Annotated in this window: 26 protein-coding genes and 2 pseudogenes; 24 read left to right on the top strand and 4 right to left on the bottom strand. The window is 70.9% G+C overall.

Going from position 1 to position 26,603, the window contains the following annotated elements:
* Nucleotides 1–58 precede the first annotated feature (58 nt).
* From ACRQ5B_RS00365 to ACRQ5B_RS00335, 7 genes are read left to right on the top strand one after another with little or no spacing between them, the layout of a single operon-like run.
* On the top strand, nucleotides 59–823 hold the full coding sequence (locus ACRQ5B_RS00365) for an ABC transporter ATP-binding protein (protein WP_432395857.1): 765 nt from the start codon (nucleotides 59–61) through the stop codon (nucleotides 821–823).
* Nucleotides 820–1,620: an ABC transporter ATP-binding protein gene (locus tag ACRQ5B_RS00360; RefSeq protein WP_432395854.1), complete on the top strand. Its 801-nt coding sequence runs from the start codon at nucleotides 820–822 to the stop codon at nucleotides 1,618–1,620. Before ACRQ5B_RS00365 ends, ACRQ5B_RS00360 begins: the two co-directional genes overlap by 4 nt.
* Entirely contained in the window at nucleotides 1,617–2,492 is an 876-nt protein-coding gene (locus ACRQ5B_RS00355; RefSeq protein ID WP_290258334.1) for a branched-chain amino acid ABC transporter permease, read from the top strand. The genes ACRQ5B_RS00360 and ACRQ5B_RS00355 overlap by 4 nt, the downstream gene beginning before the upstream one ends.
* Nucleotides 2,489–3,742 carry a branched-chain amino acid ABC transporter permease gene (locus ACRQ5B_RS00350; RefSeq protein WP_432395851.1) on the top strand — a complete coding sequence of 418 codons (1,254 nt, stop codon included), beginning with the start codon at nucleotides 2,489–2,491 and terminating at the stop codon, nucleotides 3,740–3,742. Before ACRQ5B_RS00355 ends, ACRQ5B_RS00350 begins: the two co-directional genes overlap by 4 nt.
* Nucleotides 3,739–5,373: a class I adenylate-forming enzyme family protein gene (locus ACRQ5B_RS00345; protein ID WP_432395848.1), complete on the top strand. Its 1,635-nt coding sequence runs from the start codon at nucleotides 3,739–3,741 to the stop codon at nucleotides 5,371–5,373. The genes ACRQ5B_RS00350 and ACRQ5B_RS00345 overlap by 4 nt, the downstream gene beginning before the upstream one ends.
* Nucleotides 5,370–6,050 carry a TetR/AcrR family transcriptional regulator gene (locus ACRQ5B_RS00340; RefSeq protein ID WP_432395845.1) on the top strand — a complete coding sequence of 227 codons (681 nt, stop codon included), beginning with the start codon at nucleotides 5,370–5,372 and terminating at the stop codon, nucleotides 6,048–6,050. The genes ACRQ5B_RS00345 and ACRQ5B_RS00340 overlap by 4 nt, the downstream gene beginning before the upstream one ends.
* Nucleotides 6,047–6,955, top strand: a complete 909-nt coding sequence (locus ACRQ5B_RS00335; RefSeq protein WP_432395842.1) for an alpha/beta hydrolase — start codon at nucleotides 6,047–6,049, stop codon at nucleotides 6,953–6,955. The genes ACRQ5B_RS00340 and ACRQ5B_RS00335 overlap by 4 nt, the downstream gene beginning before the upstream one ends.
* A gap of 15 nt (nucleotides 6,956–6,970) precedes the next feature.
* On the opposite strand, the gene ACRQ5B_RS00330 is transcribed toward ACRQ5B_RS00335, so the two are convergent.
* Nucleotides 6,971–7,237 carry a MoaD/ThiS family protein gene (locus ACRQ5B_RS00330; RefSeq protein ID WP_432395840.1) on the bottom strand — a complete coding sequence of 89 codons (267 nt, stop codon included), beginning with the start codon at nucleotides 7,235–7,237 and terminating at the stop codon, nucleotides 6,971–6,973.
* 7 nt (nucleotides 7,238–7,244) lie between these two features.
* Nucleotides 7,245–8,376, bottom strand: a pseudogene (gene moaA, locus ACRQ5B_RS00325) (GTP 3',8-cyclase MoaA).
* A gap of 127 nt (nucleotides 8,377–8,503) precedes the next feature.
* Between moaA and ACRQ5B_RS00320 the strand changes: the two are divergent.
* The 7 genes and pseudogenes from ACRQ5B_RS00320 (at nucleotide 8,504) to ACRQ5B_RS00290 (ending at nucleotide 14,416) form a co-directional block, all read left to right on the top strand.
* Nucleotides 8,504–10,176: pseudogene (locus tag ACRQ5B_RS00320) on the top strand (molybdopterin-dependent oxidoreductase).
* 66 nt (nucleotides 10,177–10,242) lie between these two features.
* Nucleotides 10,243–11,472 (top strand): molybdopterin molybdotransferase MoeA, encoded by a 1,230-nt coding sequence (locus tag ACRQ5B_RS00315; RefSeq protein ID WP_432395837.1) that lies wholly within the window; start codon nucleotides 10,243–10,245, stop codon nucleotides 11,470–11,472.
* Nucleotides 11,460–11,957 carry a cyclic pyranopterin monophosphate synthase MoaC gene (gene moaC / locus ACRQ5B_RS00310; protein WP_432395835.1) on the top strand — a complete coding sequence of 166 codons (498 nt, stop codon included), beginning with the start codon at nucleotides 11,460–11,462 and terminating at the stop codon, nucleotides 11,955–11,957. The genes ACRQ5B_RS00315 and moaC overlap by 13 nt, the downstream gene beginning before the upstream one ends.
* A gap of 83 nt (nucleotides 11,958–12,040) precedes the next feature.
* Nucleotides 12,041–12,520 (top strand): MogA/MoaB family molybdenum cofactor biosynthesis protein, encoded by a 480-nt coding sequence (locus ACRQ5B_RS00305; RefSeq protein ID WP_432398792.1) that lies wholly within the window; start codon nucleotides 12,041–12,043, stop codon nucleotides 12,518–12,520.
* Complete coding sequence (locus ACRQ5B_RS00300; RefSeq protein ID WP_432395833.1) at nucleotides 12,510–13,046, top strand: molybdenum cofactor biosynthesis protein MoaE; 537 nt, start codon at nucleotides 12,510–12,512, stop codon at nucleotides 13,044–13,046. Before ACRQ5B_RS00305 ends, ACRQ5B_RS00300 begins: the two co-directional genes overlap by 11 nt.
* A 117-nt stretch (nucleotides 13,047–13,163) precedes the next feature.
* Nucleotides 13,164–13,922 (top strand): 4-hydroxy-tetrahydrodipicolinate reductase, encoded by a 759-nt coding sequence (dapB, locus tag ACRQ5B_RS00295; protein ID WP_432395830.1) that lies wholly within the window; start codon nucleotides 13,164–13,166, stop codon nucleotides 13,920–13,922.
* Complete coding sequence (locus tag ACRQ5B_RS00290; RefSeq protein ID WP_432395827.1) at nucleotides 13,922–14,416, top strand: hypothetical protein; 495 nt, start codon at nucleotides 13,922–13,924, stop codon at nucleotides 14,414–14,416. Before dapB ends, ACRQ5B_RS00290 begins: the two co-directional genes overlap by 1 nt.
* On the opposite strand, the gene ACRQ5B_RS00285 is transcribed toward ACRQ5B_RS00290, so the two are convergent.
* Entirely contained in the window at nucleotides 14,413–15,648 is a 1,236-nt protein-coding gene (locus ACRQ5B_RS00285) for a heparan-alpha-glucosaminide N-acetyltransferase domain-containing protein (protein ID WP_432395825.1), read from the bottom strand. The two genes, ACRQ5B_RS00290 and ACRQ5B_RS00285, sit on opposite strands and share 4 nt — an antisense overlap.
* Nucleotides 15,649–15,718: 70 nt before the next feature.
* On the opposite strand from ACRQ5B_RS00285, the gene ACRQ5B_RS00280 reads away from it, so the two are divergent.
* The 7 genes from ACRQ5B_RS00280 (at nucleotide 15,719) to ACRQ5B_RS00250 (ending at nucleotide 23,786) form a co-directional block, all read left to right on the top strand.
* Nucleotides 15,719–16,087: a hypothetical protein gene (locus tag ACRQ5B_RS00280; protein WP_432395822.1), complete on the top strand. Its 369-nt coding sequence runs from the start codon at nucleotides 15,719–15,721 to the stop codon at nucleotides 16,085–16,087.
* Between the two features lie 58 nt (nucleotides 16,088–16,145).
* A complete protein-coding gene (gene dapA / locus ACRQ5B_RS00275; RefSeq protein WP_432395819.1) occupies nucleotides 16,146–17,054 on the top strand; it encodes a 4-hydroxy-tetrahydrodipicolinate synthase in 909 nt (302 codons plus the stop codon).
* A 60-nt stretch (nucleotides 17,055–17,114) separates the two neighbouring features.
* On the top strand, nucleotides 17,115–18,803 hold the full coding sequence (locus tag ACRQ5B_RS00270; RefSeq protein WP_290258316.1) for a ribonuclease J: 1,689 nt from the start codon (nucleotides 17,115–17,117) through the stop codon (nucleotides 18,801–18,803).
* 267 nt (nucleotides 18,804–19,070) lie between these two features.
* Nucleotides 19,071–21,992, top strand: coding sequence for a DNA translocase FtsK (locus tag ACRQ5B_RS00265; RefSeq protein WP_432395816.1), 2,922 nt, complete (start codon nucleotides 19,071–19,073; stop codon nucleotides 21,990–21,992).
* Between the two features lie 25 nt (nucleotides 21,993–22,017).
* A complete protein-coding gene (pgsA, locus tag ACRQ5B_RS00260; RefSeq protein ID WP_432395813.1) occupies nucleotides 22,018–22,656 on the top strand; it encodes a CDP-diacylglycerol--glycerol-3-phosphate 3-phosphatidyltransferase in 639 nt (212 codons plus the stop codon).
* A gap of 56 nt (nucleotides 22,657–22,712) precedes the next feature.
* Nucleotides 22,713–23,207: a CinA family protein gene (locus tag ACRQ5B_RS00255; RefSeq protein ID WP_432398791.1), complete on the top strand. Its 495-nt coding sequence runs from the start codon at nucleotides 22,713–22,715 to the stop codon at nucleotides 23,205–23,207.
* Between the two features lie 138 nt (nucleotides 23,208–23,345).
* Nucleotides 23,346–23,786, top strand: a complete 441-nt coding sequence (locus ACRQ5B_RS00250) for a helix-turn-helix domain-containing protein (RefSeq protein ID WP_290258312.1) — start codon at nucleotides 23,346–23,348, stop codon at nucleotides 23,784–23,786.
* Nucleotides 23,787–23,860: 74 nt separating this feature from the next.
* Here ACRQ5B_RS00250 and ACRQ5B_RS00245 read toward each other — a convergent pair whose 3' ends face one another.
* A complete protein-coding gene (locus ACRQ5B_RS00245; RefSeq protein ID WP_432395810.1) occupies nucleotides 23,861–24,391 on the bottom strand; it encodes a MarR family winged helix-turn-helix transcriptional regulator in 531 nt (176 codons plus the stop codon).
* A gap of 44 nt (nucleotides 24,392–24,435) precedes the next feature.
* Between ACRQ5B_RS00245 and ACRQ5B_RS00240 the strand changes: the two genes are divergently transcribed.
* The 3 genes from ACRQ5B_RS00240 to ACRQ5B_RS00230 all read left to right on the top strand — a co-directional run bounded on the left by ACRQ5B_RS00240 (nucleotide 24,436) and on the right by ACRQ5B_RS00230 (nucleotide 26,548).
* Nucleotides 24,436–24,672 carry a DUF3046 domain-containing protein gene (locus ACRQ5B_RS00240; RefSeq protein ID WP_432395808.1) on the top strand — a complete coding sequence of 79 codons (237 nt, stop codon included), beginning with the start codon at nucleotides 24,436–24,438 and terminating at the stop codon, nucleotides 24,670–24,672.
* A 252-nt stretch (nucleotides 24,673–24,924) separates the two neighbouring features.
* Nucleotides 24,925–25,974 (top strand): recombinase RecA, encoded by a 1,050-nt coding sequence (recA, locus tag ACRQ5B_RS00235; protein ID WP_290258309.1) that lies wholly within the window; start codon nucleotides 24,925–24,927, stop codon nucleotides 25,972–25,974.
* A 58-nt stretch (nucleotides 25,975–26,032) separates the two neighbouring features.
* Nucleotides 26,033–26,548, top strand: coding sequence for a regulatory protein RecX (locus ACRQ5B_RS00230; RefSeq protein ID WP_432398790.1), 516 nt, complete (start codon nucleotides 26,033–26,035; stop codon nucleotides 26,546–26,548).
* The last annotated feature ends 55 nt before the right edge of the window (nucleotides 26,549–26,603 follow it).

Here is a 26,603-nt window from a genome sequence, read left to right as displayed (position 1 = left end):
CGGAGGATTCCGCCCCGGCCCGGCCGCACCGGCCTGCGAGCCAGAACAAAGGACCCGTATGACTACCCCAGCCACGCCCGCCCTCGAGGTGGACGGCCTCGGCCTGCAGATCGGCGGCGCCCGCATCCTCCAGGACGTCGGCTTCACCGTCAACGCCGGCGAGATGATCGGCGTGATCGGCCCCAACGGCGCCGGCAAAACCACCCTCTTCAACCTGATCTCCGGCGTGCTGCGCCCCACCGCGGGCAGCATTGCGCTGAACGGACGACCGATCACCAACGAGCCGATCCACCGCCGGGCCAGGGCGGGGCTGGGCCGGACCTTCCAGACCTCCAACCTCTTTCCCCGGCTCTCCGTCCTGGAGAACGTCAGGCTCGCCGCGCAGGCGAAGCTCGGCGGAAGCCTGAACATCCTGCGTTTCCCCGGCTCCTCGGACGAGGCCACCCGGATCGCCCTGGGCACCATCGCCGAGGTGGGACTCAGCGGCCAGCTCACGACGGCGGCCGGGGATCTCTCGCACGGCGAGAAGCGCAAGGTCGAGATCGCCGTGCTGCTGGCGACGGATCCCGCCGTCGTCCTCCTCGATGAGCCGATGGCCGGGGTGGCGTCGGGGGACGTCCCGTCCCTCACCGCCATCATCCGGGGGATGCACCGGGACCGCGGCTGCACGGTCATGATGGTCGAGCACCACATGGACGTGGTGCTGGGCCTGGTGGACCGGGTGGCCGTGATGCACCACGGCAGCCTGCTGGCCCTGGACAGCCCCGACGCCGTCATGGCCAACCCCACCGTGCAAAGCGCCTACCTCGGAGAACCAGTATGAGCCCCGCCGCGGACCCCCGCCCCGAAACAACGGGCGCCGCCCCCACCACGCCGATCCTCACCGTGGACCGCCTCAGCGCCAAAATCGCCGGCCAGCAGGTGGTGGAGGACGTCTCGTTCTCCGTCCCCGCCGCCGGGATCACCGCGCTGCTGGGCCGCAACGGCGTCGGCAAGACCAGCACCATCAAGGCCATCATCGGCCTGATCGACCGCTCCGGGGCGGTCACGCTCGACGGCGAGCGGATCGACAAGGACCCCACCTACCGGATCATCCAGCGCGGCGTCGGCTACGTCCCCGAGGACCGCGAGGTGTTCTCCAAGCTCACCGTCGCCGAGAACCTGCGCCTGGCCGAGCGCGACGCCGCGCCGCGCCGCCAGCTGGTCGAGGAGCTCTTCCCGGACCTGCTGGCCCGCGCCGGCCAGATGGCCGGGACGCTCTCCGGCGGCCAGCAGCAGATGGTCTCGTTGGCCCGCGCCCTGCTGAACACCAACAAGGTCCTGCTGGTCGACGAACCCACCAAGGGCCTGGCCCCCAAGATCGTCGGCGAGGTCGCCGAGACCCTGGCCGAGGCCGCCCGGACCGTGCCGATCCTGCTGGTGGAACAGAACCTCCAGGTGGTCCGCCAGCTCGCCGGCGACGCCGTCGTCCTCTCCGGCGGCCGCGTGGTCCACACCGGGCCGGCGCTGGAATTCCTCGACGACGCCGCCCTGATCCAGCGCCACCTCGGCGTCTCCAACGACCCGCACCCGGGTGCGGACCAGGCCTCCCATGCTGCCGTGAAAGGCGCTGCCCAGTGAGTACCGTAATCCTCCTGCTCTTCACCGGCCTCGGCCTCGGGGCGCTGTACTTCCTCGTCGCCGCCGGTCTGTCGCTGATCTACGGCCTGATGGGCGTCCTCAACTTCGCCCACGGGGCCTTCCTGACCCTCGGCGCCTTCACCGGCTGGGAGATCGCCCGCCGCGCCGGGTCGGACAACTGGGGGATCTTCCTGGTCTCCCTGCTCATCGGTGCCGCCGCCGGAGCCGCGTTCGCTGCCTTCACCGAGTTCGTCCTGATCCGGCGCCTCTACCAGCGCCACATCGAACAGGTCCTGGTCACCCTGGGCCTCTCGCTGGCCACCGTCGCCCTGTTCGACGGCATCTGGGGGACCGACCCGGTCTTCATCCAGGGACCGGCCTGGTTCAAGGACACCACCGACATCCTGGGCGCCCGCGTCCCCAACGACCGCTTCGTCTGCATCCTCGCGGCGGTCCTGGTGCTGCTGGCCCTGGTCTTCTTCCTGAAGAAGACCCGCTACGGCATGATCATCCGCGCCGGCGTCGAGAACCGCTCCATGGTCACCGCACTGGGCATCGACGTCCGCAAGGCGTTCACCCTGGTCTTCACCATCGGCGGCGCCGCCGCCGGACTGGGCGGCGTCCTCGCCTCCCACTACTTCGGCTACGTCTCACCGATGCTCGGCGGCTCGCTGCTGATCTTCGCCTTCATCGTCACGGTGATCGGCGGCCTCGGCTCGCTGACCGGCGCGGCCATCGCCGCCGTCGCCGTCGCCGTCCTCCAGCAGTTCGCCAACTTCTACCTCGGCGGCACCGGCGACTTCGTCGTGGTGCTGGCCCTCGGCGTCGTACTGCTCGTCCGCCCCACCGGCCTGCTTGGGAGAACCGCATGACCGCCACCGGCAGCAACACCGAGACCAACACCGGCGGCGACGCCGGGACCACCGCCGGGACCGGCGCAGTCCGACGGTCCCGCCGCCAAGGCTCCACCCACGACGACGGCGCACCCACCGCGGGCACGCCCGGCACCGGCCGCGGCAGGGGAGGCCGCCCCGTCACCGGCCGCCGGATTGCCGGCTGGGCCGCGGGACTGGCCGGGGTACTGCTCCTGGTCCTCCTGCCGCTGCTCAACCTGTCCCTGCCCGGGATCCTGCCCGGCCCCAGCTACACCCCGGGGTCGCTGCAGCTGCTGGCCATGAGCATGCTGATGGCCGCGGCCGCCCTGACCTACCACCTGCTCCTCGGCGTCGCCGGGCTGCTCTCCTTCGGCCACGCCCTCTACTTCGGGGCCGGCGTCTACGGGCTCGCGATCATCCTGAAGAACCTGGAGATCCCGCTCCTGCCGGCCATGGGACTGACCCTGCTGATCGTGATCGTGCTGGCGCACGTGGTGGGCAGCATCAGCCTCCGCGTCGGCGGAATCCCCTTCGCCATGGTCACCCTCGCCTTCGCCCAGGCCGGCTCGGTGATCGTTGGCCGCAACCCGGACGGCCGGACCGGCGGCGACGAGGGCCTGACCCTGCGCACGGACAACCTGCCCGAGGCCCTGGTGGGCGTAGTAAACACCCGGAACCTCTACTGGCTGGCGCTGGCCGTGCTGGTGGTTGTCTTTATCATCGTCGCCTGGGTGCAGTCCTCCCGGGCCGGCCACACCGCCGCCGCGGTCCGCGAGAACGAACTCCGGGTCCGCGTGCTGGGCCTGCAGCCGTACTTGGTGAAACTGCTGATCTTTGTGGTCTCCGCGATCCTGGTGGGCGTGATCGGCATGGTGTTCCTGCTGCTGCAAAGCGGCGCCGTGCCCCGGGCCATCTCATCAGACCTGACCATCACCCTGCTGGTCATGGTGGTGCTCGGCGGCGTGGGCTCGCGCTGGGGCGCCGTGATCGGCGGCGTTTTCTACACCATCCTTGACCAGCGGCTCACCGCCCTGGCCAACTCCGAGGCCGTCAAGGGTCTTCCGGACATCCTGCGGGTACCGTTGTCTGAACCGCTGTTCATCCTCGGCATGCTGTTCATCCTGGTGGTGCTCTTCCTCCCGGGCGGCATCGCCGGGACGGCGGAGCGGCTGGCGCAACGGCGCCGCGGCCGGGCCGGCAGCGGCACCACCGAGACGCCGCGGGAAATCCTGGAGGACGCAGCATGACCACCAACACGGCTTCCGCCGGCCGCCCCGCCCGCGGGGACGGGCTCCACACCCTGGGCCGCTGGACCACGGACCGCAGCCACGCCACCCCGCACCGGGTCGCGATCGATGACAGGGGCTGCGCCCTGACCTACCTGGAACTGGAACGCCGAGCCGCGGCCCTGGCCGAGGGTTTCCGCGCCGCCGGGTACCGGGTGGGGGACCGGGTGGCGAGCCTCACCGGCAACAGCACCGACCACGTGGTGGCGTTCTTCGCCTGCGCTAAGGCCGGCCTGGTGCTGGTGCCCCTGTCCTGGCGGCTTTCGTCCCGGGAACTGGCCGTGCAGCTGGAACTCGCGGAGCCGCACCTGCTGCTCGTTGAGGCGGACCTGGACTCCCTGGGTGCCGCCGCCTGCGCCCTGCTCGCGCACCGGCCACGGACCGCGGCGCTGGGCCCGGGCGGGGTGGAGAAGTCCGTCCCGCCGCCCACCAGGGTCACCCCGGCGCCGGAACTTCCGCGGCAGTCCGTGCAGGACGACGACGCCCTGCTGATGATCTTCACCTCCGGCACCGAGGGGCCCAGCAAGGCTGCCGTCCTGACCCACGCCAACTGCTTCTGGAACAACCTCTCGCTCTCCCGCACCCTGGACATGGGCAGCAGCGACGTGGTCCTGGCCGTCCTCCCTCAGTTCCATGTGGGCGGCTGGAACATCCAGCCGTTGCTGGCCTGGTGGGTGGGGGCCACGGTGGTGTTGGAGCGCGGCTTCGACCCCGGCCGGGTGCTGCAGCTGATCGCCGAACGCGGCGTCACCATGCTGATGGGCGTGCCCACCCAGTACCTGATGCTGGCCGAACACCCCGACTTCGCCGCGGCGGAACTCGGCGGCCTCCGGCACGCCGTCGTCGGCGGGGCTCCCATGCCCGCGCCGCTGCTGCGGATCTGGCACCGCAAGGGGGTGGCGCTGAGCCAGGGCTACGGCCTCACCGAGGCGTCCCCGAACGTGCTCTGCCTGCCCAACCAGGACGCCGAGCGGATGATCGGCTACTCCGGCAAGCCCTACCCGCATGTCGAGGTGGCGGTCGCCGATCCCGCCACCGGGGAGATCCTCGACGGCGCGGCCGCCGGTGAACTCCTGGTGGGCGGCCCCGGCGTCTTCGCGGGCTACTTCCGCGACCCGGCCGCGACGGCGGCGGTCCTCGCCGGCGGCTGGCTGCACACCGGGGACCTTGTCGAGCGCGACGCCGACGGGTACATCAAGGTGGTGGACCGGCTCAAGGACATCTACATCTCCGGAGGCGAGAACGTCTCGCCCTCCGAGGTGGAGGCCGTCCTCCTGGCCCACCCGGCGGTGGCGCAGGCCGCCGTCGTCGGCGTCGAAGATCCCCGCTGGGGCGAGACCGGGCAGGCGTTCGTGGTGGTCCGGCCCGGCATGGCCACCGACGAGCAGGACCTGCTGGACCACTGCGCCGCCCAGCTGGCCCGCTTCAAGGTCCCGTCCCGGGTGGAACAGGTCGCTGGGCTGCCGCGCACGGCGCTGAACAAGGTGCTGCGCGCCCGGCTCCGGCAGGATCTCGCCGCGCGTCACCCCGACGGCGCCGCCCCGGCCACCGCATCCACCACCACCGCATCCACCACCGGAGGCCGGCCATGAGCACCGCACCCCGCACCGCCCGCGGAACCCGCACCCGCGCCAAGCTGCTCGAGGCCGCCGAGGCCGTCTTCGCCTCGGTGGGCTACCACGACGCCTCGATCGTCAAGATCACCGAGGCCGCCGGCGTCGGACTCGGCACCTTCTACCTCTACTTCGACGGCAAGCAGACGATTTTCGACGAGGTCGTGGAGGACCTCAACCGCCGGGTCCGGCACGCCATGACCGACGCCGCCCGCAGCGCCGGCAACCGGATCGACGCCGAACGGGCCGGCTTCCGGGCCTTCTTCCGCTTCACCGCAGAGCACCCCGCGCTCTACCGGATCATCCGCCAGGCCGAGTTCGTCTCGCCCGGCGCCCTCCGCCTGCACTACACGCGGATCGTCAACGGCTACATCGAGGGCCTGAAGTCCGCCCAGCTCGCGGGGGAGGTCCGGGACATGGACCCCACCGTCGCGGCCTGGGCCCTGATGGGCATCGGCGAGCTGATCGGCATGCGCTGGGTGCTCTGGGACGAGGAAGGCGCCGAACCGGCCGCCGGCGCCCGGCCCGAGATCCCCGAGCACGTCTTCGAGGAAATGATGCAGTTCATCGAACGCGGGCTGGCCCCGGACCCCGGCCTGCCCGCCCCCACTACCGCCGCGAACCCCACCCCGCCCCAGGAAGGGACGAACCCATGACCCAGACCACCAGCCAGCAGACCTACCGGACCGTCGAGGTCCCCGTGCGCGGCGGCACCATGCACACCGCCATCTGGGGCCCGGAGGACAGCTCCGACGCCCCGACCATCCTGGCCGTCCACGGCGTCACCGCCTCGCACAAGTGCTGGGCCTACCTGGCCGAGGCGCTGCCCGACGTGCGGATCATCGCCCCGGACCTGCGCGGCCGCGGCCGCAGCAACGCCCTGCCCGCCCCGTACGGCATGACCTCGCACGCCGAGGACCTCACCGCCGTGCTGGCCGAACTCGCCCCCGGCCCCGTCGTCGTGGTGGGGCACTCCATGGGCGGCTTCGCCTCGGTGGTCCTCTCGGACCTGTCCCCGGAGCGGGTCCGGTCCCTGGTGCTGGTGGACGGCGGCCTGCCGCTGCAGGTCCCTGAGGGGCTCTCCGACGCCGAGATCGTCTCCTCCATCCTGGGACCGGCGGCGGAGCGGCTCAACGCCACCTTCCCCAGCCGCGAGGTCTACCGCTCCTTCTGGCGCAAGCACCCGGCCTTCGCCTCCGACTGGGGTCCGTTCGTGGACGACTACGTGGACTACGACCTCACCGGCGAAGCCCCGGAACTGAAGCCGGCCACCCGGTACGAGGCGATGGCGGAGGACACCGCGGACCTGCACCGGGGCTCCTCGCTGCTAAAGGCCCTCGCGGACCTAACGGTGTCGACCCAGGTGCTGCGGGCGCCGCGCGGGCTGCTGAACGAACCCGCCGGCCTGTACGCCCCGGGCTACCTCGAGACCTGGGCGGAGAAGCTGCCGTCCCTGCAGGTCCGGGACGTGCCGGACGTGAACCACTACACGATCATCATGGGCGAGCGGGGCGCGGCTGCCGTAGCGGACACCGTCCGGGCCGCCCTCGCCGGGGAGTAGTTTCCCGGCGGGTTCCTAGCCGCCGGCGAACGGCGGCAGGACGTCGACGACGTCGTCCGGGGCCAGCGCAGTGGCGCGGTCCCGGACGGCCACCTCGTTGAGCAGGAAGCTGGAACGGGACAGCAGCCGGGCCAGCGGGGGAGTGCCCGCGGGCGGGACGGGACGGTCGACGGCGAGCACGGCCTCCAGCAGGCCGGCGACGTCGGCGCCCTCGGGCAGCTGGAAGGTTTCCTCGTCGACGCCGGCGGCGGCGCGCGCGGCAGCGAAGTAGCGGACGATCACGGGTGGGTCAGCCTCCGATGGCGCTCATGCTGCGGTCCGGCTGGACGAAGTCGGGGGCGTCGAGGCCCACGTGGTCCATGCCGTGGGCCTTGGGCTTGGCCCACATGGCGTCCTGCCAGCGTTCGGCGAGCTGTTCGTCGGTGGCGCCGCTGCGCAGCAGGTCGAGCAGGTCCGTCTCCTCGTGCGAGAAGAGGCAGCTCATGATCTTGCCCTCGGCGGTGATCCGGGTGCGCCGGCAGTCCGCGCAGAACGGCTCGGTGACCGAGGCGATGATGCCCACGGTGCCCAGGACCGGCCCTTCCGCGGTGTCCGTGCCGGGGACCCTGGCGCGGACCTCGAAGCGTTCGGCCGGGGCGCCGTCGCGTTCCCGCGGGTCGGCGGACAGGACATAGTCCACGGATAGCAGGTCCCGGATTTCGGCGGCCGTGATCATGTTCCGGCGGGTCCAGCCGTGGTCCGCGTCGAGGGGCATCTGTTCGATGAACCGGAGTTCGTAGCCGCGGCCCAGCGCCCAGGCCAGCAGGGAGGGTGCTTCGGCGTCGTTGATACCGCGCATCAGGACCGCGTTCAGTTTCACCGGTCCCAGGCCCGCGGCCCAGGCGGCGTCGACTCCTGCGAGCACCTTGTTCAGGAACGGGCGCCGGGTCAGCTGGGTAAAGGTTTCCTCGTGCAGCGAGTCCAGCGAGACGTTGATCCGGGTCAGGCCTGCGTCCTTCAACGCCTGGGCCTTCTTGTCCAGGCCGACGGCGTTGGTGGTCATTGAAATCGGCAGGTCCGGGTGCGCGTGGCGGAGAGCGGCGATGATCTCCAGCAGGTCCGCGCGGACCAGGGGTTCGCCGCCGGTGAGCCGGAGTTCGCGGACGCCCAGGCTGTCCACACCGATTCGGACGATCCGGACGATCTCCTCGGCGCTCATCACGGCCGCCTTGGACAGCCATTCGAGGCCCTCGGCGGGCATGCAGTAGGTGCAGCGGAGGTTGCACTTATCTCGTCAGCGACAGGCGCATGTCGGTCGCGACGCGGCCGTAGCGGTCCACCAGGCCCGCGGGCAGCCCGACCGGGCGTCCGGCAGGCTGCGGCGCCTGCGGACCGGTGCCGCCCTCCGGGCGGGGCTGGGGCATGCCAAGCTGAACAGTCATAGTGTCAGGCTACGCCACCTGCGCCGGGGCATCACCGCCCGGCCGCCGCGACCTGCCGGGAACCCACGCTGTGAACCCTGCCGGGAACCCACACCGTGAATCCGGACAGCGAATCTATGCTGGGAGGATGAAGACCCCGCAGCAGCCGTTGGCACAGCGACCGGCCACGTCCGGGCCGGATTTCGTGGGCCCGCGCGTGTCCCGCTGGGCGGCGGCCTCCGGGCTGGCGGCGGTAGGAGCCGGCGTGGCCGCCGGGGAGCTCGCGGCCGGGTTGCTGAGTCCCTCGGTCTCTCCCGTGACGGCTGTGGGCGGCGCCGTGATCGACGCCGTCCCGCCCGGCGTCAAGGAATGGGCCATCTCTCTGTTCGGCACCGCCGACAAGCTCGCCCTGCTCACCGGCATGGGTCTGGCGATCGCCGTGCTGGCCGCCGTCGCCGGGGTCCTGGAACTGCGCCGACGCTTCGCTGGGGCCGCCGTCGTCGCGGTGTTCGGCCTCGCCGGACTCGCCGCGGTGCTGGGCCGGCCGGAGGCGGACGGGGCTGCCGTGCCCGCCCCGCTGCTGGCCGCCGCCGTGGCCGTCGTGCTGCTGCGCTGGCTGATCGGCGCCCTCCGTGACTGGCGGGCGAGGGCGGGGGAGACGCGCGGTACGACGGCGCAGGAGACATCGTCGGCGTCGGAGACCTCAGTGGCGGACGCGTCGCCGGCGCCGGACGCGAGGCAGTTTCCGGCCACCCGGCGACGGTTCCTCCGCAGCTTTTCCATTACGGCGGGAGTCGCGGCCGTCGGCGGCGTGCTCGCCGGCACGCTCCGCGGCGCCACCGCCGCCGTCACGGGCTACCGCAGCACCCTGGCGCTTCCCGCCCCCGCCTCGGCCGCCCCGCCCGTTCCCGCGGGCGCGGACCAGCAACTGCCGGGCCAGGGCCCGCTCGTGACCCCGGCGGACGACTTCTACCGGATCGACACCGCCCTGCGCGTCCCGGTGGTGGACCCCCGGACCTGGAAACTCACGGTGACCGGGATGGTGGACCGGCCGGTGGAGCTCGACTTCCAGGCATTGCTCGCCAAACCCCTGATCGAACGGCACATCACCATCGCGTGTGTCTCCAACGAGGTGGGCGGGGACCTGATTGGCAACGCCCGGTGGCTGGGCTGGCCGGTCCGCGAGCTGCTGGCACAGGCCGGCCCGCAACCGGGCGCGGACATGGTGCTCTCCCGCAGCGTGGACGGCTGGACCGCCGGGTCGCCGCTGGAGGCCCTCACGGACAACCGGGACGCGATCCTGGCCGTCGGCATGAACGGCGCCCCGCTGCCGCTGGAACACGGCTTCCCGGTGCGCCTGGTGGTCCCCGGCCTCTACGGCTACGTCTCCGCCACCAAGTGGATCACCGAGCTGAAGGTCACCCGCTTCGCCGCCGACGAGGGCTACTGGACCCCGCGCGGCTGGAGCGAGCGGGGCCCGATCAAGACCTCGTCCCGGATCGACGTGCCCCGCGCGGGCCGGAAGGTTCCGGCCGGGACGGTGAACCTTCGGCGGGGTGGCCTGGGCCCAGCACCGGGGAATCCGCGGAGTGGAGGTACGGGTGAACCGCGGCGACTGGAAGGCCGCCGAGCTGGCCCCCGGCATCTCCGCGGACACCTGGCGGCAATGGAAACTGTCCCTGCCGCTGGGGCCGGGCAGGCTACGAGGTGCAGGTCCGCGCCACGGACGCCACGGGAGCCGTCCAGGTGGAGGCGCAGGCCCCCGTCGCGCCGGACGGAGCCACCGGATACCACACGGTTACAGTTGACGTGACCTCCTAGCCGGAGCGCCGCCAGACCCCCTGCCACACCGGAACCCCAGTCCGCCGAGCCGAAGGACACGCACCCATGCACTCCCGACCCCAGCCCGCCGCGGCGGGACCGGCCAGCGTCGAGGCGCACCGGGACAAGGTCCGCGCACTGCTGGCAGGCCTCGCCGTCCGCACCGACACCGTGCCGCTGGCCGATGCGCTGGGCCGCGGACTGGCCCGCGACATCACCGCGCCGCTGGACCTCCCGCCGTTCGCCAACTCGCAGATGGACGGATACGCCGTGCGCAGCGCGGACCTGGCCGAGGGCGGAGTCGAGCTGCGCGTCACCGACCCGGTGCCAGCAGGCGCCCAACCCGCCGCCCTGGCCGCCGGGACCGCGGCCCCGATCATGACCGGGGCGATGATCCCGCCGGGCGCGGACGCCGTCGTGCCGATCGAAGCGGCCGAGCCGGACGTCTTCCCCGAACCCGGCAGCCCCGCCACCGTCCGGCTGCCCGCCACGGCCGCAGGAACCTACGTCCGCGCCGCCGGCAGCGACATCGCCGCCGGCACCCGGGCACTGGCTGCCGGCACCTACCTGGGGCCCGGGCAGCTGGGACTGCTCGCCGCCCTGGGCCTCCCCGAGGCGCCGGTGCACGCCGCCCCGACCGTGCTGCTGGTCACCACCGGCGACGAGGTGGTGGCACCGGGCACCCCGCTGGAGGCCGGCAAGATCTACGACGCCAACTCCACCCTGCTGGATTCCGGGCTGCGGCAGGCCGGCCTGGCCGTCACCCGCGCCGGCATCACCGCGGACGATCCGGACGCCCTCGAGCGGCTGCTCCGCGCCCACGCGCCCGCGGTGGACCTCATCATCACCACCGGCGGCGTCAGCAAGGGCGCCTACGAGGTGGTCCGGCAGGCCCTGGAGGGCCACGGCGTCGAATTCGGCTCCGTCGCCATGCAGCCGGGAGGACCCCAGGGGCTGGGCACTTTCGACGGCGTCCCGGTGCTGTGCTTCCCCGGCAATCCGGTCAGCTGCCTGGTCTCCTTCGAGATGTTCCTCCGTCCGGTCCTCACCGCGCTGCTCGGCAGTCCCGCACCCCGGACCGCCGTCCGAGCTCGGCTGGCCGCGCCGCTGACCTCGCCCGCGGCCAAACACCAGGTCCGGCGGGGCACCCTCACCCCGGACGGCACCGTGCAGCTGGAGGGAGGCGCCGGCTCACACCTGGTGCACGCCCTGGCGCTCTCCAACGCCCTGGTGCATGTCCCGGCCGGTACCGCGGAACTCGCCGCAGGCGATGAGGTGGAAGTATGGGTGCTGTGAACGACGCAGAACTCTCCCCGCCCGCGCTGACCCATCTTCGCCGGGACGGCACCGCCCAGATGGTCGATGTCTCCACCAAGGCCGAGACCACCCGCGAGGCCACCGCCACCGCCACCGTGCACAGCACCGCGGAGGTCCTCGTGCTCCTGGGGTCCGGGGACCTGCCCAAGGGCGACGCGCTCGCCGTCGCACGGGTCGCCGGCATCATGGCCGCCAAGAAGACGCCGGAGCTGATCCCGTTGTGCCACCCGCTGCCCATCAGCAAGGTCACGGTGGACTTCGAGCTCGGCGCGGACAGCGTCACCGTCTTCGCCACAGTGAAGACCCGCGGCGTGACCGGGGTGGAGATGGAGGCGCTCACCGCGGTCTCGGTCGCCGCCCTGAGCGTCTACGACATGATCAAGGCCGTCGACAAGCACGCCGTGCTGAACGACATCAAGGTCCTGGCCAAGAGCGGCGGCAAGAGCGGGGACTGGACCCTGTGAGCAGCCACGAATCCCACCAGCACCCCGAATCCCACTCCCACGGGGAACCGCACACGCACGGGGAACCCCACACGCACGGCGAGGTGACCGGCCGGAAGGCCGGCATCGTGATCGCCTCCACCCGCGCCGCGGCCGGGGTCTATGAGGACCTCACCGGCCCCGTCATCGCGGACTGGCTCACCGAGCACGGCTTCGAGACCTACCCGCCCATGGTGGTCCCCGACGGCGAACCCGTCGGCGCCGCCCTGCGCGCCCTGCTCAGCCAGCGCCCCTCGGTGATCATCACCAGCGGCGGGACCGGCCTCAGCCCCACCGACGCCACCCCGGAACAGACCCTGCCGCTGCTGGACCGCGAGATCCCCGGCATCATGGAGGGGCTGCGGGCCGTCGGTGCCGCCAAGACACCCACCGCGCTGCTCAGCCGCGGCCACGCCGGCGCCGCGGGCACCACCTTCATCGTCAACCTGCCCGGATCGCCCAAGGGCGTGATGGACGGCCTGGGCGTCCTCGACCCGATCATCGGCCACCTCTGCGACCAGCTGGAAGGCACCCATGGGCACTGACGCCACCAACCCCGACGCCACCACCCCGGACAGCACCACTTTTGGCAGCACCACCTCCAACAGCACTGCCGGCGGCGCCACGTTCGACATCGTCCACGCCGTCCTCAGCGCCGAGCCCATCTCCGTCGACCAGGCCATCGCCGCCGTGGAGTCGGACACGGCCGGCGCCGTGGTCAGCTTCAGCGGCGTCGTCCGCAACCACGACGGCGGCAAGCCGGTGGACCGGCTGAGCTACAGCGCCCACCCCACCGCCCACCAGGTGATGGCCGACGTCGTCGCTGGACTCGTCGCCGAACACGCCGCCGCCGGCACGGAGTCGAAGCCGGTCCGGATCTGGGCCGCGCACCGCACCGGCATGCTGGAAATCGGCGACCCGGCCCTGGTCTGCGCCGTCTCCGCCGCGCACCGCGGACAGGCCTTCGCCGTCTGCGCCGAGCTGGTGGACCGGATCAAGGAACAGGTTCCGATCTGGAAGGAACAGTTCTTCAGCGACGGCACCGTCGAATGGGTGGGGGCGGGGGAGTAGCGCCTCCCGCGGCCTGTGCCCCGCCGACGCGCGGAGCCTGTGCCCCGTTACGCGGGGCCGCCGGTCCGGGCGGTCACGGTTCCGGCCGGTCATCGCCCCGGCGGTAGGGTTGAGGGCATGACCGAACAACTCGCCGTCGCCGTCCTGGGCGCCAACGGACGCATGGGCGCGGAGGCCGTCAAGGCCATCGACGCCGCTGAAGACCTCACCCTCGTCGCCGCCCTCGGCCGGGGCGACTCCCTCGAGACCCTCACGGAGGCCGGCGCGCAGGTCGTCGTCGATCTGACCGTGCCCGAGAGCACCGAGGCCAACGTCCGCTTCGCCGTCGAGAACGGGATGCACGCCGTCGTCGGCACCACCGGCTGGGACGCCGGGCGCCTGGAGCACCTCACCTCCCTCCTCGCCGGCCGGCCGGGGACCGGGGTGCTGATCGCCCCCAACTTCGCGCTGGGCTCGGTTCTGGCCTCCGCCTTCGCCGCCAAGGCTTCCCGCTACTTCGAATCGGTCGAGATTATCGAACTGCACCACCCGGACAAGGTGGACGCCCCCTCCGGCACCGCCGTGCGCACGGCCCAGCTCATCGCCGCCGAGCGCGACGCCGCCGGCGTCGCCCCCAGCCCCGACGCCACCACCAGCGAGCGCCCCGGCGCCCGCGGCTGCGACGTCGACGGCGTCCGGGTCCACAGCGTCCGGCTCCGCGGCCTGGTGGCGCACCAGGAGGTCCTCCTCGGCGGCCCCGGCGAGCAGCTGACCTTCCGCCATGACTCGTTCGACCGCGCCTCCTTCATGCCCGGCGTGCTGATGGGTGTCCGCAATGTCGCGGCGCACCCGGGCCTCACCGTGGGCCTGGACGGCTATCTGGACCTGGGTCTCTGATGGCGAACGTCCTGGCCGCATTCAAGGCAAACCGCACCAAGATCTGGGTGGGCGCGGTGACGCTCCTGCTCGTCTTCTACCTGGTGGTCTCGCTGCAGCGCTCCGTGCTGCTGCTCGGCGACCCCAACCTTGTGGCCAAGGCCCTGGGCCTGGCCTACCTGCTGCTGCCCATCGTCGGCGCCTGGGCGCTGGTGCGGGAACTGCTCTTCGGCGCCCGCACCGAACGCCTGGCCAAGATCCTCGAGGCCGAGGGAGGCCTGCCGGAAGACACCCTGCCGCGCACCCCCGCCGGGCGGATCATCCGCGAGGCCGCGGACGCCGAATTCGAGAAGTACCGCGTCGAGGCGGAAGCCGCGCCGGAGGACTGGCGGTCCTGGTTCCGGCTCAGCTGCGCCTACGACGCCGCCGGCGACCGGAAGCGCGCCCGCGCGGCCATGCGCGACGCCGTCCGCCTTTACCGCGACGGCGGGAACACCGGGGAACGCCCGGCCTAGCGGCCGGCGAGGGTTCGGCCGCGGCCCAGCAGGTTCGCACCGTGGCCGGCCCACTCCAGCGGTCCGCGCCAGGATAGTGTCGCGAAGACCCAACCCAGCGCCAGGACCGCCAGCGCCTGTGCCCAGAAGACGCCGTCGGGGCTCCACCCGGCCGGCAGCGGGTGGCCGTGCAGGGACGCCATGACGCACACGTGCGCCGTGTACAGGCTGAGCGTCATCGCACCGGCGCCGCGCAGCGGGCGGAGCAGGTCCAGCTCCACCCAGTCCGCCAGCCGTGCCAGCAGCAGGCAGGCGCCCAGTGCGGCGGCCGCGACCCCGGAGGTGTGCAGCAGGTCCAGGCTGGTGCCCGAGTGCGGGGCGGCGGTGGCCAGCCACCAGGCCGAGCCCGACTGGTCCACGCCCGCGAGATTGACCTCCAGCAGGGACGCCAGCGGATAGTCGGGGTCACCGATGGCCGCCTGCAACGCCGCCAGGCCGCCCCGGTCCTCCATCAGCACCCCGGCAAACCACTTCGCGAAGACGGCGGCGGCCGTTCCGGCGGCCACCAGGCTGACCTGCAGACCGGCCCGGCCCAAAGACAGCCGGCCGAGCGCGAGTCCGATCAACAGGTACGTCAGCCACTGCACCACCGGGTAGTAGCCGGTGAGAAACAGGTCGCCGACCACGCGGGCGGGCTCCGCGAGATCGGCCCAGCCGGGGTTGTGCCCCAGTTGCAGCGGCGGCTCCGGTGCCAGCAGCCACGGGCGCAGCAGGTAGGCGAGCACCGGGCTGGCCAGCAGCCACCCGGCGGCGAACGCGAACAGGCGCCCCGGCCGCATCCCGAGGAACGGCAGGATGCACAGGAACAGGACGGCGTAATGCACCAGGATCACGGCGATACTCACCTCCAGGCCCCCCAGGCTGAGCCCGACGGCGGCCACCACCAGGGCCCGCAGGGCCACCCCGCGCCGTGCCGCCCAGAGCTCGCGCCCGGCGTAGGGCTGCCCCTTGCCGGTCGACAGCGCCAGTCCCACCCCGGCCAGGACCGCGAACAACGCCGCCGCCCGGCCCGAGAACGCCAGGCCCACCCAAGTGGGAGTGAGCGCCGCGTCGGCCTCGAAGGTTGGCAGGATGTGCGTGGCCATCATCCCCAGCAACGCCAGGCCCCGGGCGGCGTCGACGCCGGTTAGGCGGGGCGTCCGGGGCGTTCCGCCGGCGGTCCTGGAACGGGCAGCGGTACCGCGGGAGGTCATGCCTCGATCGTCTCACGAGGGCCGGTCACGACTCTTGTATTCGAATATATGTTCGAATAAGATGGGCGGCATGAACCATCCACCAGAACCGCAGCCGGCCGGGCTCGGGCCTTCCTCCGGCGTCCTTAAGGCCATGAGCCCCGGCGTCGTCGATTTCCTGTTCCGCCGATTGGTGGCCGGGGAGGCTGCGGAGGACCTCACCTGGCACAACGAGGGAACCGCCCTGTCCGCCCAGCAGCCCGGCGCCGAACTGGCACGCCGGCTCGCCGAGACCGATGTCGAGGCGCTCACGCCGATCGAGCTCTTCCACTACGTCCGCGCGGCGCAGCGGCTGGCCGCCTGGGCGGAGTCGCTGCGGGAGCAGGCGGTGGGCCGCTACTGCGCAGCGCCCGGCACCGCGGGCGGCGCCGCGGCGGGCACCGCACCCGAACGGGGATGATGCGCGTCACGTTGCCGTTATTGTCCTAACACTGCGGGGACAAGGTAACGTTTTTGCCATGGCTGACTCTGACATTCGCTCGTACACGTTTGGAACCCTCGTGACCGCCATGGTCACGCCGTTCACGAACGATGGTGACGTCGATTATCAGAAGTCCGCCGAACTGGCCTCCAAGCTCGTCGACGACGGCAATGACGCCCTCGTCATCTCCGGCACCACCGGCGAGACCTCCACCCTGGAGGACGACGAGAAGGAAAAGCTGTTCCGCGTCATCGTCGAGGCGGTGGGGGACCGGGCCAAGGTCATCGCCGGCACCGGCACCAACCACACCTCGCACTCGATCGAGATGGCCAAGCGGGCCGCCAAGGCCGGCGCCCACGGCCAGCTGATCGTCACCCCGTATTACAACAAGCCCAGCCAGGCCGGCATCCAGGCGCACATCGAGGCTGTCGCCGACGCGGCAGACCTGCCCGTCATGGTCTACGACATCCCCGGCCGCGCCGGCGTCCCGATCCTTCCCGAGACCATGATCCGGCTGGCGGACCACCCCCGGATCGTCGCCCTCAAGGACGCCAAGGCCGACTTCGCCGCCGTGACCAAGGTGCTGGCCAACACGGACCTTGACGTCTACTCCGGCGACGACGGCCTCACCCTGCCCTGGATGGCCGCCGGCGCCGTCGGGCTCGTCAGTGTTTCCGCGCACGTCGCGACCCGGCAGTTCCGGGCCATGATCGACGCCGCGCTTGCGGGCGACTTCGCCAGCGCCCGCACCCTACATTTCGAACTGGACCCCGTGGTCCGTGCAGTGATGACCCACATTCAGGGCGCTGTAGCTGCGAAGCAAGTTCTCAAGTGGCAGGGAGTCCTGCCCAACTCGGTTGTCCGTTTGCCCCTCGTGGAGCCGGGCGAAGCCGAGATCGAAACAATCCGCGAGGACTTGGCGGAGGCCGGGCTCGTCTACGCCTGATCCGGCCCCGCGCCGCATCACGCCCCGACCTGCCATGCCCCGCCTGGAAAGTAGTGCACTATGACCCAAACCGCCCTCCCCGGCCTCGTCACGCCGCCGAAACTGGCCGCCAACACCCTGCGGATCGTCCCGCTGGGCGGCCTCGGCGAGATCGGCCGCAACATGACGGTCTTCGAAATCGGCGGCAAGCTGCTGATCGTTGACTGCGGCGTCCTCTTCCCCGAGGAGACCCAGCCCGGCGTCGACCTGATCCTCCCGGACTTCTCCTACATCGAGAAGCGCCTGGACGACGTCGTCGCCGTCATCCTCACCCACGGCCATGAGGACCACATCGGCGCCGTCCCGTACCTGCTGCGCCTGCGCAACGACATCCCCCTCGTCGGCTCGCAGCTGACGCTGGCGCTGATCGAGGCCAAGCTGCAGGAACACCGGATCAAGCCGACCACCATGATCGTCAACGAGGGCCAGGTCGAGAAGTTCGGCCCCTTCGAGTGCGAGTTCGTGGCCGTCAACCACTCCATCCCGGACGCCCTCGCGGTCTTCCTGCGCACCGCCGGCGGCACCGTCCTGCACACCGGTGACTTCAAGATGGACCAGCTGCCCCTCGACGGCCGCATCACCGACCTGCGCCACTTCGCCAAGCTCGGCGAGGAAGGCGTGGACCTGTTCCTCTCGGACTCCACCAACGCCGACGTTCCCGGCTTCACCACCGCGGAAAAGGAGATCGGCCCCACTTTGGACCGCCTCTTCGGCCAGGCATCCAAGCGCATCATCGTCGCCTCCTTCTCCTCGCACGTGCACCGCGTCCAGCAGGTGCTCGACGCCGCGGCCAACCACAACCGCAAGGTCGCCTTCGTCGGCCGGTCCATGGTCCGCAACATGGCCATCGCCGCCAAGCTCGGCTACCTCGAGGTGCCCGCCGGCATCCTGGTGGACATCAAGAACATCGACAACCTGCCGGACAACCGCGTGGTGCTGATGTCCACCGGTTCCCAGGGCGAGCCGATGGCCGCGCTGTCCCGCATGGCCAACGGCGACCACCGCGTCGTCGTCGGCCAGGGCGACACCGTCATCCTGGCCTCCAGCCTGATCCCGGGCAACGAGAACGCCGTCTTCCGCATCATCAACGGCCTGCTCAAGCTCGGCGCGGACGTGATCCACAAGGGCAACGCCAAGGTGCACGTCTCCGGCCACGCCGCCGCCGGCGAGCTGCTCTACTGCTACAACATCCTCGAGCCGCTGAACGCCATGCCGGTCCACGGCGAGACCCGGCACCTGATCGCCAACGGCAAGATCGCCCTGGACTCCGGCGTGCCGGAGGAAAGCATCCTGCTGGCCGACAACGGCACCGTGATCGACCTGCGCGACCACGAGGCGGACATCGTCGGCCAGGTCGAGGTCGGCTTCGTCTACGTCGACGGCTCCAGCGTCGGCGAGGTCACCGAGGCGGACCTCAAGGACCGCCAGACGCTCGGCGACGAGGGCTTCATCTCGATCGTCACCGTCATCCACCGCGCCACCGGCAAGGTCGTCTCCGGCCCGGAGATCCACGCCCGCGGCGTCGCCGAGGACGACTCGGTCTTCGACGAGATCATCCCGAAGATCAACGCTGCGCTCGAGGACGCCGTCAAGAACCGCGACCACACCACGCAGCAGCTGCAGCAGGTCGTCCGCCGGGTTATCGGCACCTGGGTGAACCGCAAGCTGCGCCGCAAGCCGATGATCATCCCGGTGGTCCTCGAGGCGTAAGCACCCGCAGCACCCGAACCACCAGCAGCACCCAAACGGCTCCTCCCGCCGGTTCCGCCCATGCGCGGCCCGGCCGGGGGAGCCGTCCGGCGTTAGCAGTCCCCTCCGCACCGTGAGCCCGCTGTGCCGTGAACCCGCTGTGCCGTGAACCCGCCGGGGACGGGGGAGCGCCGAGCCGTGAGCCCGCCGGGCCGGGGAGCATCAACATGGCCCGCTCCGCCCCGGAAATCCGGGGCATCCGGCCGGTCCTCGGGTACCGTGGCAGGTATGGCGACACGAACTACTTCCGCGCCTAGAGGCAACTCAAGCGGCAGCCCGCGGGGCAAATCAGGCACATCTTCGGCCAAAGCCTCCGGCGCAGCCGCGTCCAAATCCCGCACGCAGGGGACGGCCCGCACCCGGCAGATGGCCGCCGTCGAGCCGCACCAGCCCTGGCTGGTCCGCGTCGTTGCGGGTGCCTGGCTCGGCATCGGGCACGTCCTGGGCGCCGGGATCCGCCGCATTGGCTCCGACGTCAGCGACCTCCACCCCGAGGAGCGCCGCGACGGTGCCGCCCTGTTCAACCTTGTCCTCGGCGTCTTCGTGGCCACCTTCGCCTGGTGGGGCTTCCGCGGCTGGCTCCCGGACCTGGTCTACGGGATCGTCAACGGCACCTTCGGCTGGATGACCCTGCTGCTGCCGCTCATGCTGTTCGTCTGCGCCTTCCGGCTCTTCCGCCAGCCGGTGGACGGCCGCGGCAACAACCGCGTCGGCATCGGCTTCCTCATCATGACCTTCGCCGGCTGCGGCCTCGCCCACATCATCGGCGGCCAGCCAGGCGTCGCCGAGGGCTTCGACGGCCTCCGTCGCGCCGGCGGCATGCTCGGCTACCTCGCCGCCGCGCCGCTGGCCACCATCCACCCCGCCGTCCCGGTGGCCCTGTACAGCCTGCTCGCGTTCACCTCCCTGCTGATCGTCACCGCCACGCCGTTCGGCGCCATTCCCTCACGGATCCGCGGCGCCTACGAACACCTCATGGGCATCGACCTCCGGGACGAACCGGAGACCGACGCCCACGACCGCAGCTACCTCTACGAGAACGACGCCCCGGCTCCGAAGAAGAAGCGCAAGCGGCTCTTCGGCAAGGACCAGGACGCCGCCGACGCCCGGCTTGAGGGCTACGTCGGCGACGAGGCCTTTGAGCACGCCGTCGTCGACGACGAACCCGACGACGCCCACGACGACGGCGGCCGCCGCGGCCGCGCCGGCAAGGCGCCCGCCGTCGCGCCCGGCGTGCGCCGCCCCACGCAGGCCGAGATCGCCGTCGAGAAGATCAAGGCCGCCCAGGGCCTGGGCGCAGCGGCGGACAGCGCCGCCGCGCCGGAGAACGCCACCGAAGCCATCCCGCAGATCACCCCCGGCATGATCGCCGCCGGGTCCGTCACCCCGGGCGCAGCGGCCGCCGCGGCCAAGGTGCCGGCCAACCCCGTCGCCCCCGTGCCGCAGCCCACCCCGATCCCGCAGCGTACCGAGCAGCTCTCCCTCGCCGGGGACGTCACCTACACGCTGCCGGCCTCGGACTTCCTGACCCCGGGCTCCATCCCCAAGGAGCGCACGGAGGCCAACGACGCCGTCGTCGCCGCCCTGACCGACACCCTGCAACAGTTCAACGTGGACGCCACCGTGACCGGCTTCAGCCGCGGCCCCACCGTCACCCGGTACGAGATCGAACTCTCGCCCGGTACCAAGGTCGAACGCGTCACCGCCCTGTCCAAGAACATCTCCTACGCGGTGGCCAGCTCCGACGTCCGGATCCTCAGCCCCATCCCGGGCAAGTCCGCCATCGGCATCGAGATCCCCAACACGGACCGCGAGACGGTCTCCCTGGGCGACGTCCTCCGCAGCCAGAACGCCCGCCGCACGGACCACCCGATGGTGATGGGCGTCGGCAAGGACGTCGAGGGCGGCTACGTCGTGGCCAACCTCGCCAAGATGCCGCACCTGCTCGTGGCCGGTGCCACCGGTGCCGGTAAGTCCTCGTTCGTGAACTCGATGATCACCTCGATCCTGATGCGCTCCACCCCGGACGAGGTGCGCATGGTCATGGTGGACCCCAAGCGCGTGGAACTGACCGCCTACGAGGGCGTCCCGCACCTGATCACCCCCATCATCACCAACCCCAAGAAGGCCGCGGAGGCGCTGCAGTGGGTCGTCCGCGAAATGGACGCCCGCTACGACGACCTGGCCAACTACGGCTTCAAGCACATCGACGACTTCAACAAGGCCGTCCGCGCCGGGAAGGTCCACCCGCCCGTGGACTCCAAGCGCGTCATCCGCCCGTACCCGTACCTGCTGGTGATCGTGGACGAGCTCGCCGACCTGATGATGGTCGCCCCGCGCGACGTCGAAGACTCGATCGTGCGCATCACCCAGCTGGCCCGTGCCGCCGGCATCCACCTCGTGCTCGCCACGCAGCGGCCCTCGGTGGACGTCGTCACCGGCCTGATCAAGGCCAACGTCCCGTCCCGGATGGCGTTCGCCACCTCATCGGTCACCGACTCCCGCGTCGTCCTCGACCAGCCCGGCGCGGAGAAGCTGATCGGCCAGGGCGATGCGCTCTTCCTGCCGATGGGCGCCTCCAAGGCCATGCGCGTCCAAGGCGCCTGGGTCACCGAATCCGAGATCCACAAGGTGGTCGAGCACGTCAAGGGCCAGCTGCAGGCTGTCTACCGCGAGGACGTCGCGCCCGAGGCGGAGAAGAAGCAGATCGACGACGACATCGGAGACGACCTGGAGGTGCTGCTGCAGGCCACCGAACTCGTGGTCACCACGCAGTTCGGTTCCACCTCGATGCTGCAGCGCAAGCTGCGCGTCGGCTTCGCCAAGGCCGGCCGGCTCATGGACCTGCTCGAATCCAGGGGAGTGGTGGGACCCTCCGAGGGTTCCAAGGCCCGCGACGTGCTGGTCAAGCCGGACGACCTCGCGGCCGTGCTGGCGGCCATGAAGGGCCAGGACGCCCCGGCCGCGGCCGACTCGCAGACCGCAGCGCTGAGCGATAACGCCAACGCCAACATCGCCCAGGGCGGCTACGCCGAGGACCTGGTGGCGGCGGACCTGGACAACCGGGCCCAGAGCGTCGAATACTACGACGGCGCGGACGGCGGCGAGGACGAGGGCTCCGAGGACGCCTGGTCGCTCACCGGCCGGTAACCGGTGCAGACGGTAGCCTAAGAGAGTGACTAGCGCAGAGAACAACCCGGGGGCCGCCCCGCAGATCTGGAACCTGCCCAACATCCTGACGATGCTGCGGATCGCGCTGGTGCCCTTCTTCATCTGGTGCCTCGTCGCGGACGCCCCTGGCCTGCACGCCGGCAACGGGCCGTGGCGCTGGGCCGCCGTCGCCGTCTTCGCCGTCGCGATCTACACGGACAAGCTCGACGGCGACATCGCCCGCAGCCGTGGCCTGGTCACCGACTTCGGCAAGATCGCTGACCCCATCGCGGACAAGCTGCTGATCGGCTCCGCCCTGGTGATGCTGTCCCTGCTGGGCGAGCTGCCCTGGTGGGTGACCGCCCTGATCCTGATCCGCGAGTGGGGCATCACCGCCCTGCGCTTCTTCGTCATCCGCTACGGCGTGATCCCCGCCTCCCGCGGCGGCAAGCTCAAGACCGTCGTGCAGACCGCCGCGATCTTCCTCTACGTCGTCCCGCTCGCCGCGATCGCCCCGTGGCTGGGAGTGCTGGGCTTCATCGTGATGCTGGCGGCCCTCGCCATCACGGTCTGGACCGGCGCCGAGTATGTCATCGAGGCCATGAAGCTGCGCGCCCGCGGCATCAAGGCGCAGCAGCAGAAGATCCAGGAGGGCGCCCCGTGACCGGCCCCCTGCACCCGGAAGCACACGCGAACCTGCACCCGGAAGCCCACCCGAACCTGCACCCGAACCTTCACCGCCTCGCCGGCGAAGCCGTGCAGCGGTCCGTCGACGCCGGGTTGACGGTGGCCACGGCCGAGTCGCTCACCGCCGGCATGGTCGCCGCCGTCCTCGCCGACACGCCCGGCGCCTCCGCGATGCTCCGCGGCGGCGTCGTCGCCTACGCCAACGAGGTCAAGGCGGCGGTGCTCGGGGTCCCGGAAACTCTCCTCGAGACGGCCGGGTCGGTCGACGGCGACGTGGCCGCCGCCATGGCCGCCGGCGCCCGCCGCGCGTGCGGCGCCGACGTCGGCGTCTCCACCACCGGCGTCGCCGGCCCCGACGCCCACGACGGCAAGCCCGTGGGCACTGTCTTCATCGGGGTCGCCACGGCGGAGGGCGCGGCGTCCTACCCCTACCGCTTCGAGGGCAGCCGGCAGGAGATCCGCGCGCTCTCCTGCGGCGCCGCACTCGACCGGCTGCTCGACGCCGTCGGCGGTGCTACCGGTCCGTAAAGTAACGGGGAACAAAACGTGATTTCGAATAGTTGTTACATTGTGTCGCCATCGAAGAAGGGCGGCGCATAGGATGAAGTCACCGAGACGTTCGCACCGAAACGGCGAACCGACCAACGAGGGAGCAAGGCGATACAGATGGTAAAGCAGCCCGTATCCGTAAACGGCGTTGTCCGCTGGAAGGATGTGGGCCTCGCCGATCAGGCTAAGAGCGAACAGAAGGAGCGCAAGATGGTTGTACTTCGTCACGAAATTGGCGATGTCCTGCGCGACGTCCGCCAGCGCCAGGGCCGTACCCTCCGCGAAGTCTCGCACAGTGCCCGAGTATCTTTGGGCTACCTGAGCGAAGTGGAGCGCGGCCAGAAGGAAGCCTCCTCGGAGCTGCTCTCGTCGATCTGCACGGCCCTCGATGTCCCGCTCTCCAGCATGCTCCGCGAGGTCAGCGACCGTGTCGCCGTGGCCGAGGGCGTGGCAGTGCCGGACACCGTTCCGCAGGAATTCTCCCAGCGGTACGGCCGTGACCTGGACAGTGAACTGAACGACGAACTGGGAACCGGACTGCTGTCGGGCGCCCGCTAAAGCCAGCGTCACCACAAGCATAGAAAAGGTCCCCGGCGGTGTGCCGGGGACCTTTGCGTGCCCCTGCAGGTCTTTTAGAGGTCTTCGTCGCGCGGGAAGCCGTCCCGTTCGTAGCTGGCGTTGAGCCGGGCCATGTAGCCGGCGAAGGCCGCCAGGTCCCCGGCAGGCCACTCCGCCAGCCGGTCCCGGAACACCTCGCGCCGGGCGTCCTGCACCAGGTGCATCTTCTCCTCGCCCAGGGCCGTCAGGCTGATCGCCTGCGCCCGGCCGTCCAGCGGGTCCGCGGCCTTGGACACCAGGCCGAGGCCCTCCAGGAACGCTACCTGGCGGCTGACCGACGGCTTGCCCACGCCCAGCCAGGCCGCCAGCTCGGTCAGGCGGATCGGACCCCTCGTCCGGAGCACCGAGAGCAGGCCGTACGCGGCGGGTTCCATGTCCGGGTGCACCTCGCGGGAGAGCCGCTGCGAGACGGAACGGGCGCGCCGCCACAGCAGGCTCAGCTGGTGTTCCACCTCAGCAATGGACTCGTCGGGGGAGGCCGCGCCGGCCCCGGAACCCTGCTCCGGCGTGGTCGCGGCGTGGTCAATGGTGCTCATAGCAACCATTCTAGGGTCCGCCCCGGGGTCCCCTTCCGTGAGAGACTTGTGCGGTGCGAATCAGCGACTTCTGGCGGCTCATGGACGACGAGTTCGGTGCCGGCTACTCCCGCGTCCTCAGCAGCTCCCTGATCCTGGCCGGCGTCGGAGGGCGCACCGCGGACCAGGCGCTGAGCGCCGGCATCCCGCCCAAACAGGTGTGGCTGGCCATGTGCGACGTTCAGGACGTGCCCGCGGAGCGCCGGCTCGGCCGCGACATCAAACCCCGCGACCAGGGTCCGCTGAACTAGGCCCGGCGACGTCGGCCCGCTGGACTGGTCCGGAGAACCAGGCCCGCCCCGTGGGCGCCCGGCCTGCCGGGGTGCCTGACACGCCGGGGGATTGTTCGAATATCTGTTCGGGTCGGGCTATGCTTTTTTCAGAGCGTTTTCCACATACGCGACGACGGCGGCAACTTTGTCAGTGGCTGCCCCTAACGTCGGTGATGACAGCAACGGCCGTGACGGCCACTCTCCAATGAGAAAGTTTTTGAGGTGTGAATCATGGCCGCAGCCCCGGATCGCCAGAAGGCGCTCGACGCAGCACTCGCCCAGATTGACAAGCAGTTCGGCAAGGGCTCGGTCATGCGCCTGGGCGATGAAGTCCGCGCCCCCATCGAGGTCATTCCCACCGGCTCCATCGCCCTGGATGTCGCCCTTGGCATTGGCGGCCTGCCCCGCGGCCGCGTCGTAGAGATCTACGGCCCGGAATCTTCCGGTAAGACCACGGTGGCGCTGCACGCCGTCGCCAACGCCCAGCGCCAGGGCGGCATCGCGGCCTTTATCGACGCCGAACACGCCCTTGACCCCGAATACGCCGCCAAGCTGGGCGTGGACACGGACGCGCTGCTCGTCTCGCAGCCGGACACCGGTGAGCAGGCCCTGGAAATCATGGACATGCTGGTGGGCTCCGGCTCGCTGGACATCGTCGTGATCGACTCCGTCGCCGCACTGGTGCCCCGCGCCGAAATCGAAGGCGACATGGGCGACAGCCACGTCGGCCTGCAGGCCCGCCTGATGAGCCAGGCCCTGCGTAAGATCACCGGCCGGCTGAGCCAGACCAAGACCACCGCCATCTTCATCAACCAGCTCCGCGAGAAGATCGGTGTCTTCTTCGGCTCCCCGGAAACCACCACCGGTGGTAAGGCGCTGAAGTTTTACGCCTCCATCCGCATCGACGTCCGCCGGATCCAGACCCTTAAGGAGGGCGCTGACTCGGTCGGCAACCGGACCAAGGCCAAGATCGTCAAGAACAAGATGGCCCCGCCCTTCAAGATCGCCGAATTCGACATCATCTACGGCCAGGGCATCTCCCGCGAAGGCGGCATCATCGACATGGGTGTCGAACACGGCCTGATCAAGAAGTCCGGTTCCTGGTTCACCTACGACGGCGACCAGCTGGGCCAGGGCATGGAGAACTCCCGCCGCTTCCTCCGCGACAACCCGGAGCTGGCAGCGGAGCTCGAGCGCCTGATCAAAGAAAAGCTCGGCGTCGGCGTCAAGGCAGCCGACGCGGAAGAGTCGCCGAAGCTGAAGGCCGTTGACGGGTTCTAAGCCACGGGCTTCTCAGCCACCGGCGCCGGAGCTGGACGCCGACGCGGACCCCGCGTCGGTGGCCCGCACCATCATCTTGCGGCAGCTGACCGGCTCCGCCAAGAGCCGGCACCAGCTCGAGCGCAAACTCGCCGAGCGGAACATCCCCGAGGATGTGGCCGAGGCCGTGCTGGACCGCTTCGAGGCGGTCCGGCTGGTGGACGACGCGGAATTCGCCCGGATGTGGGTCAGGAGCCGCTCGGAGAACCGGAAGCTCGCCAGGGGAGCCCTGCGCCGGGAACTGGCCGAGAAGGGCGTCGCGGAGGACGCGGCGGCCGAGGCGCTCGCCCAGGTGACCGACGAGCAGGAAGACGCGGCTGCCCGCCAGCTGGTGGAGCGGAAGCTCCGGTCCCTGCACGGCCTCGAGGACCGCGCGGAACGGGACAAGGCCGTCCGGCGGCTTGCGTCCATGCTCGCCCGGAAGGGTTACCAGCCCGGCCAGGCCTTCCGGATCGTCAACGAGGTCATTGACGAGTCGCTGCAGGACGGCGGCGCGGGCGATGAGCCGCCGTTCGAGGACGGAGCCTGGACCTAAGGCAGCGTCTTGTTCCGAGACGGCGCCACACGCGGCAGATTCCCGTAAGCCCTTG

It is taken from the genome of Pseudarthrobacter sp. L19 (assembly GCF_050859435.1).
Classification (GTDB): Bacteria; Actinomycetota; Actinomycetes; order Actinomycetales; family Micrococcaceae; genus Arthrobacter.
The sequence above is the reverse complement of the archived record's forward strand: the minus strand, read 5'-3'. Positions and strand labels throughout refer to the sequence as shown.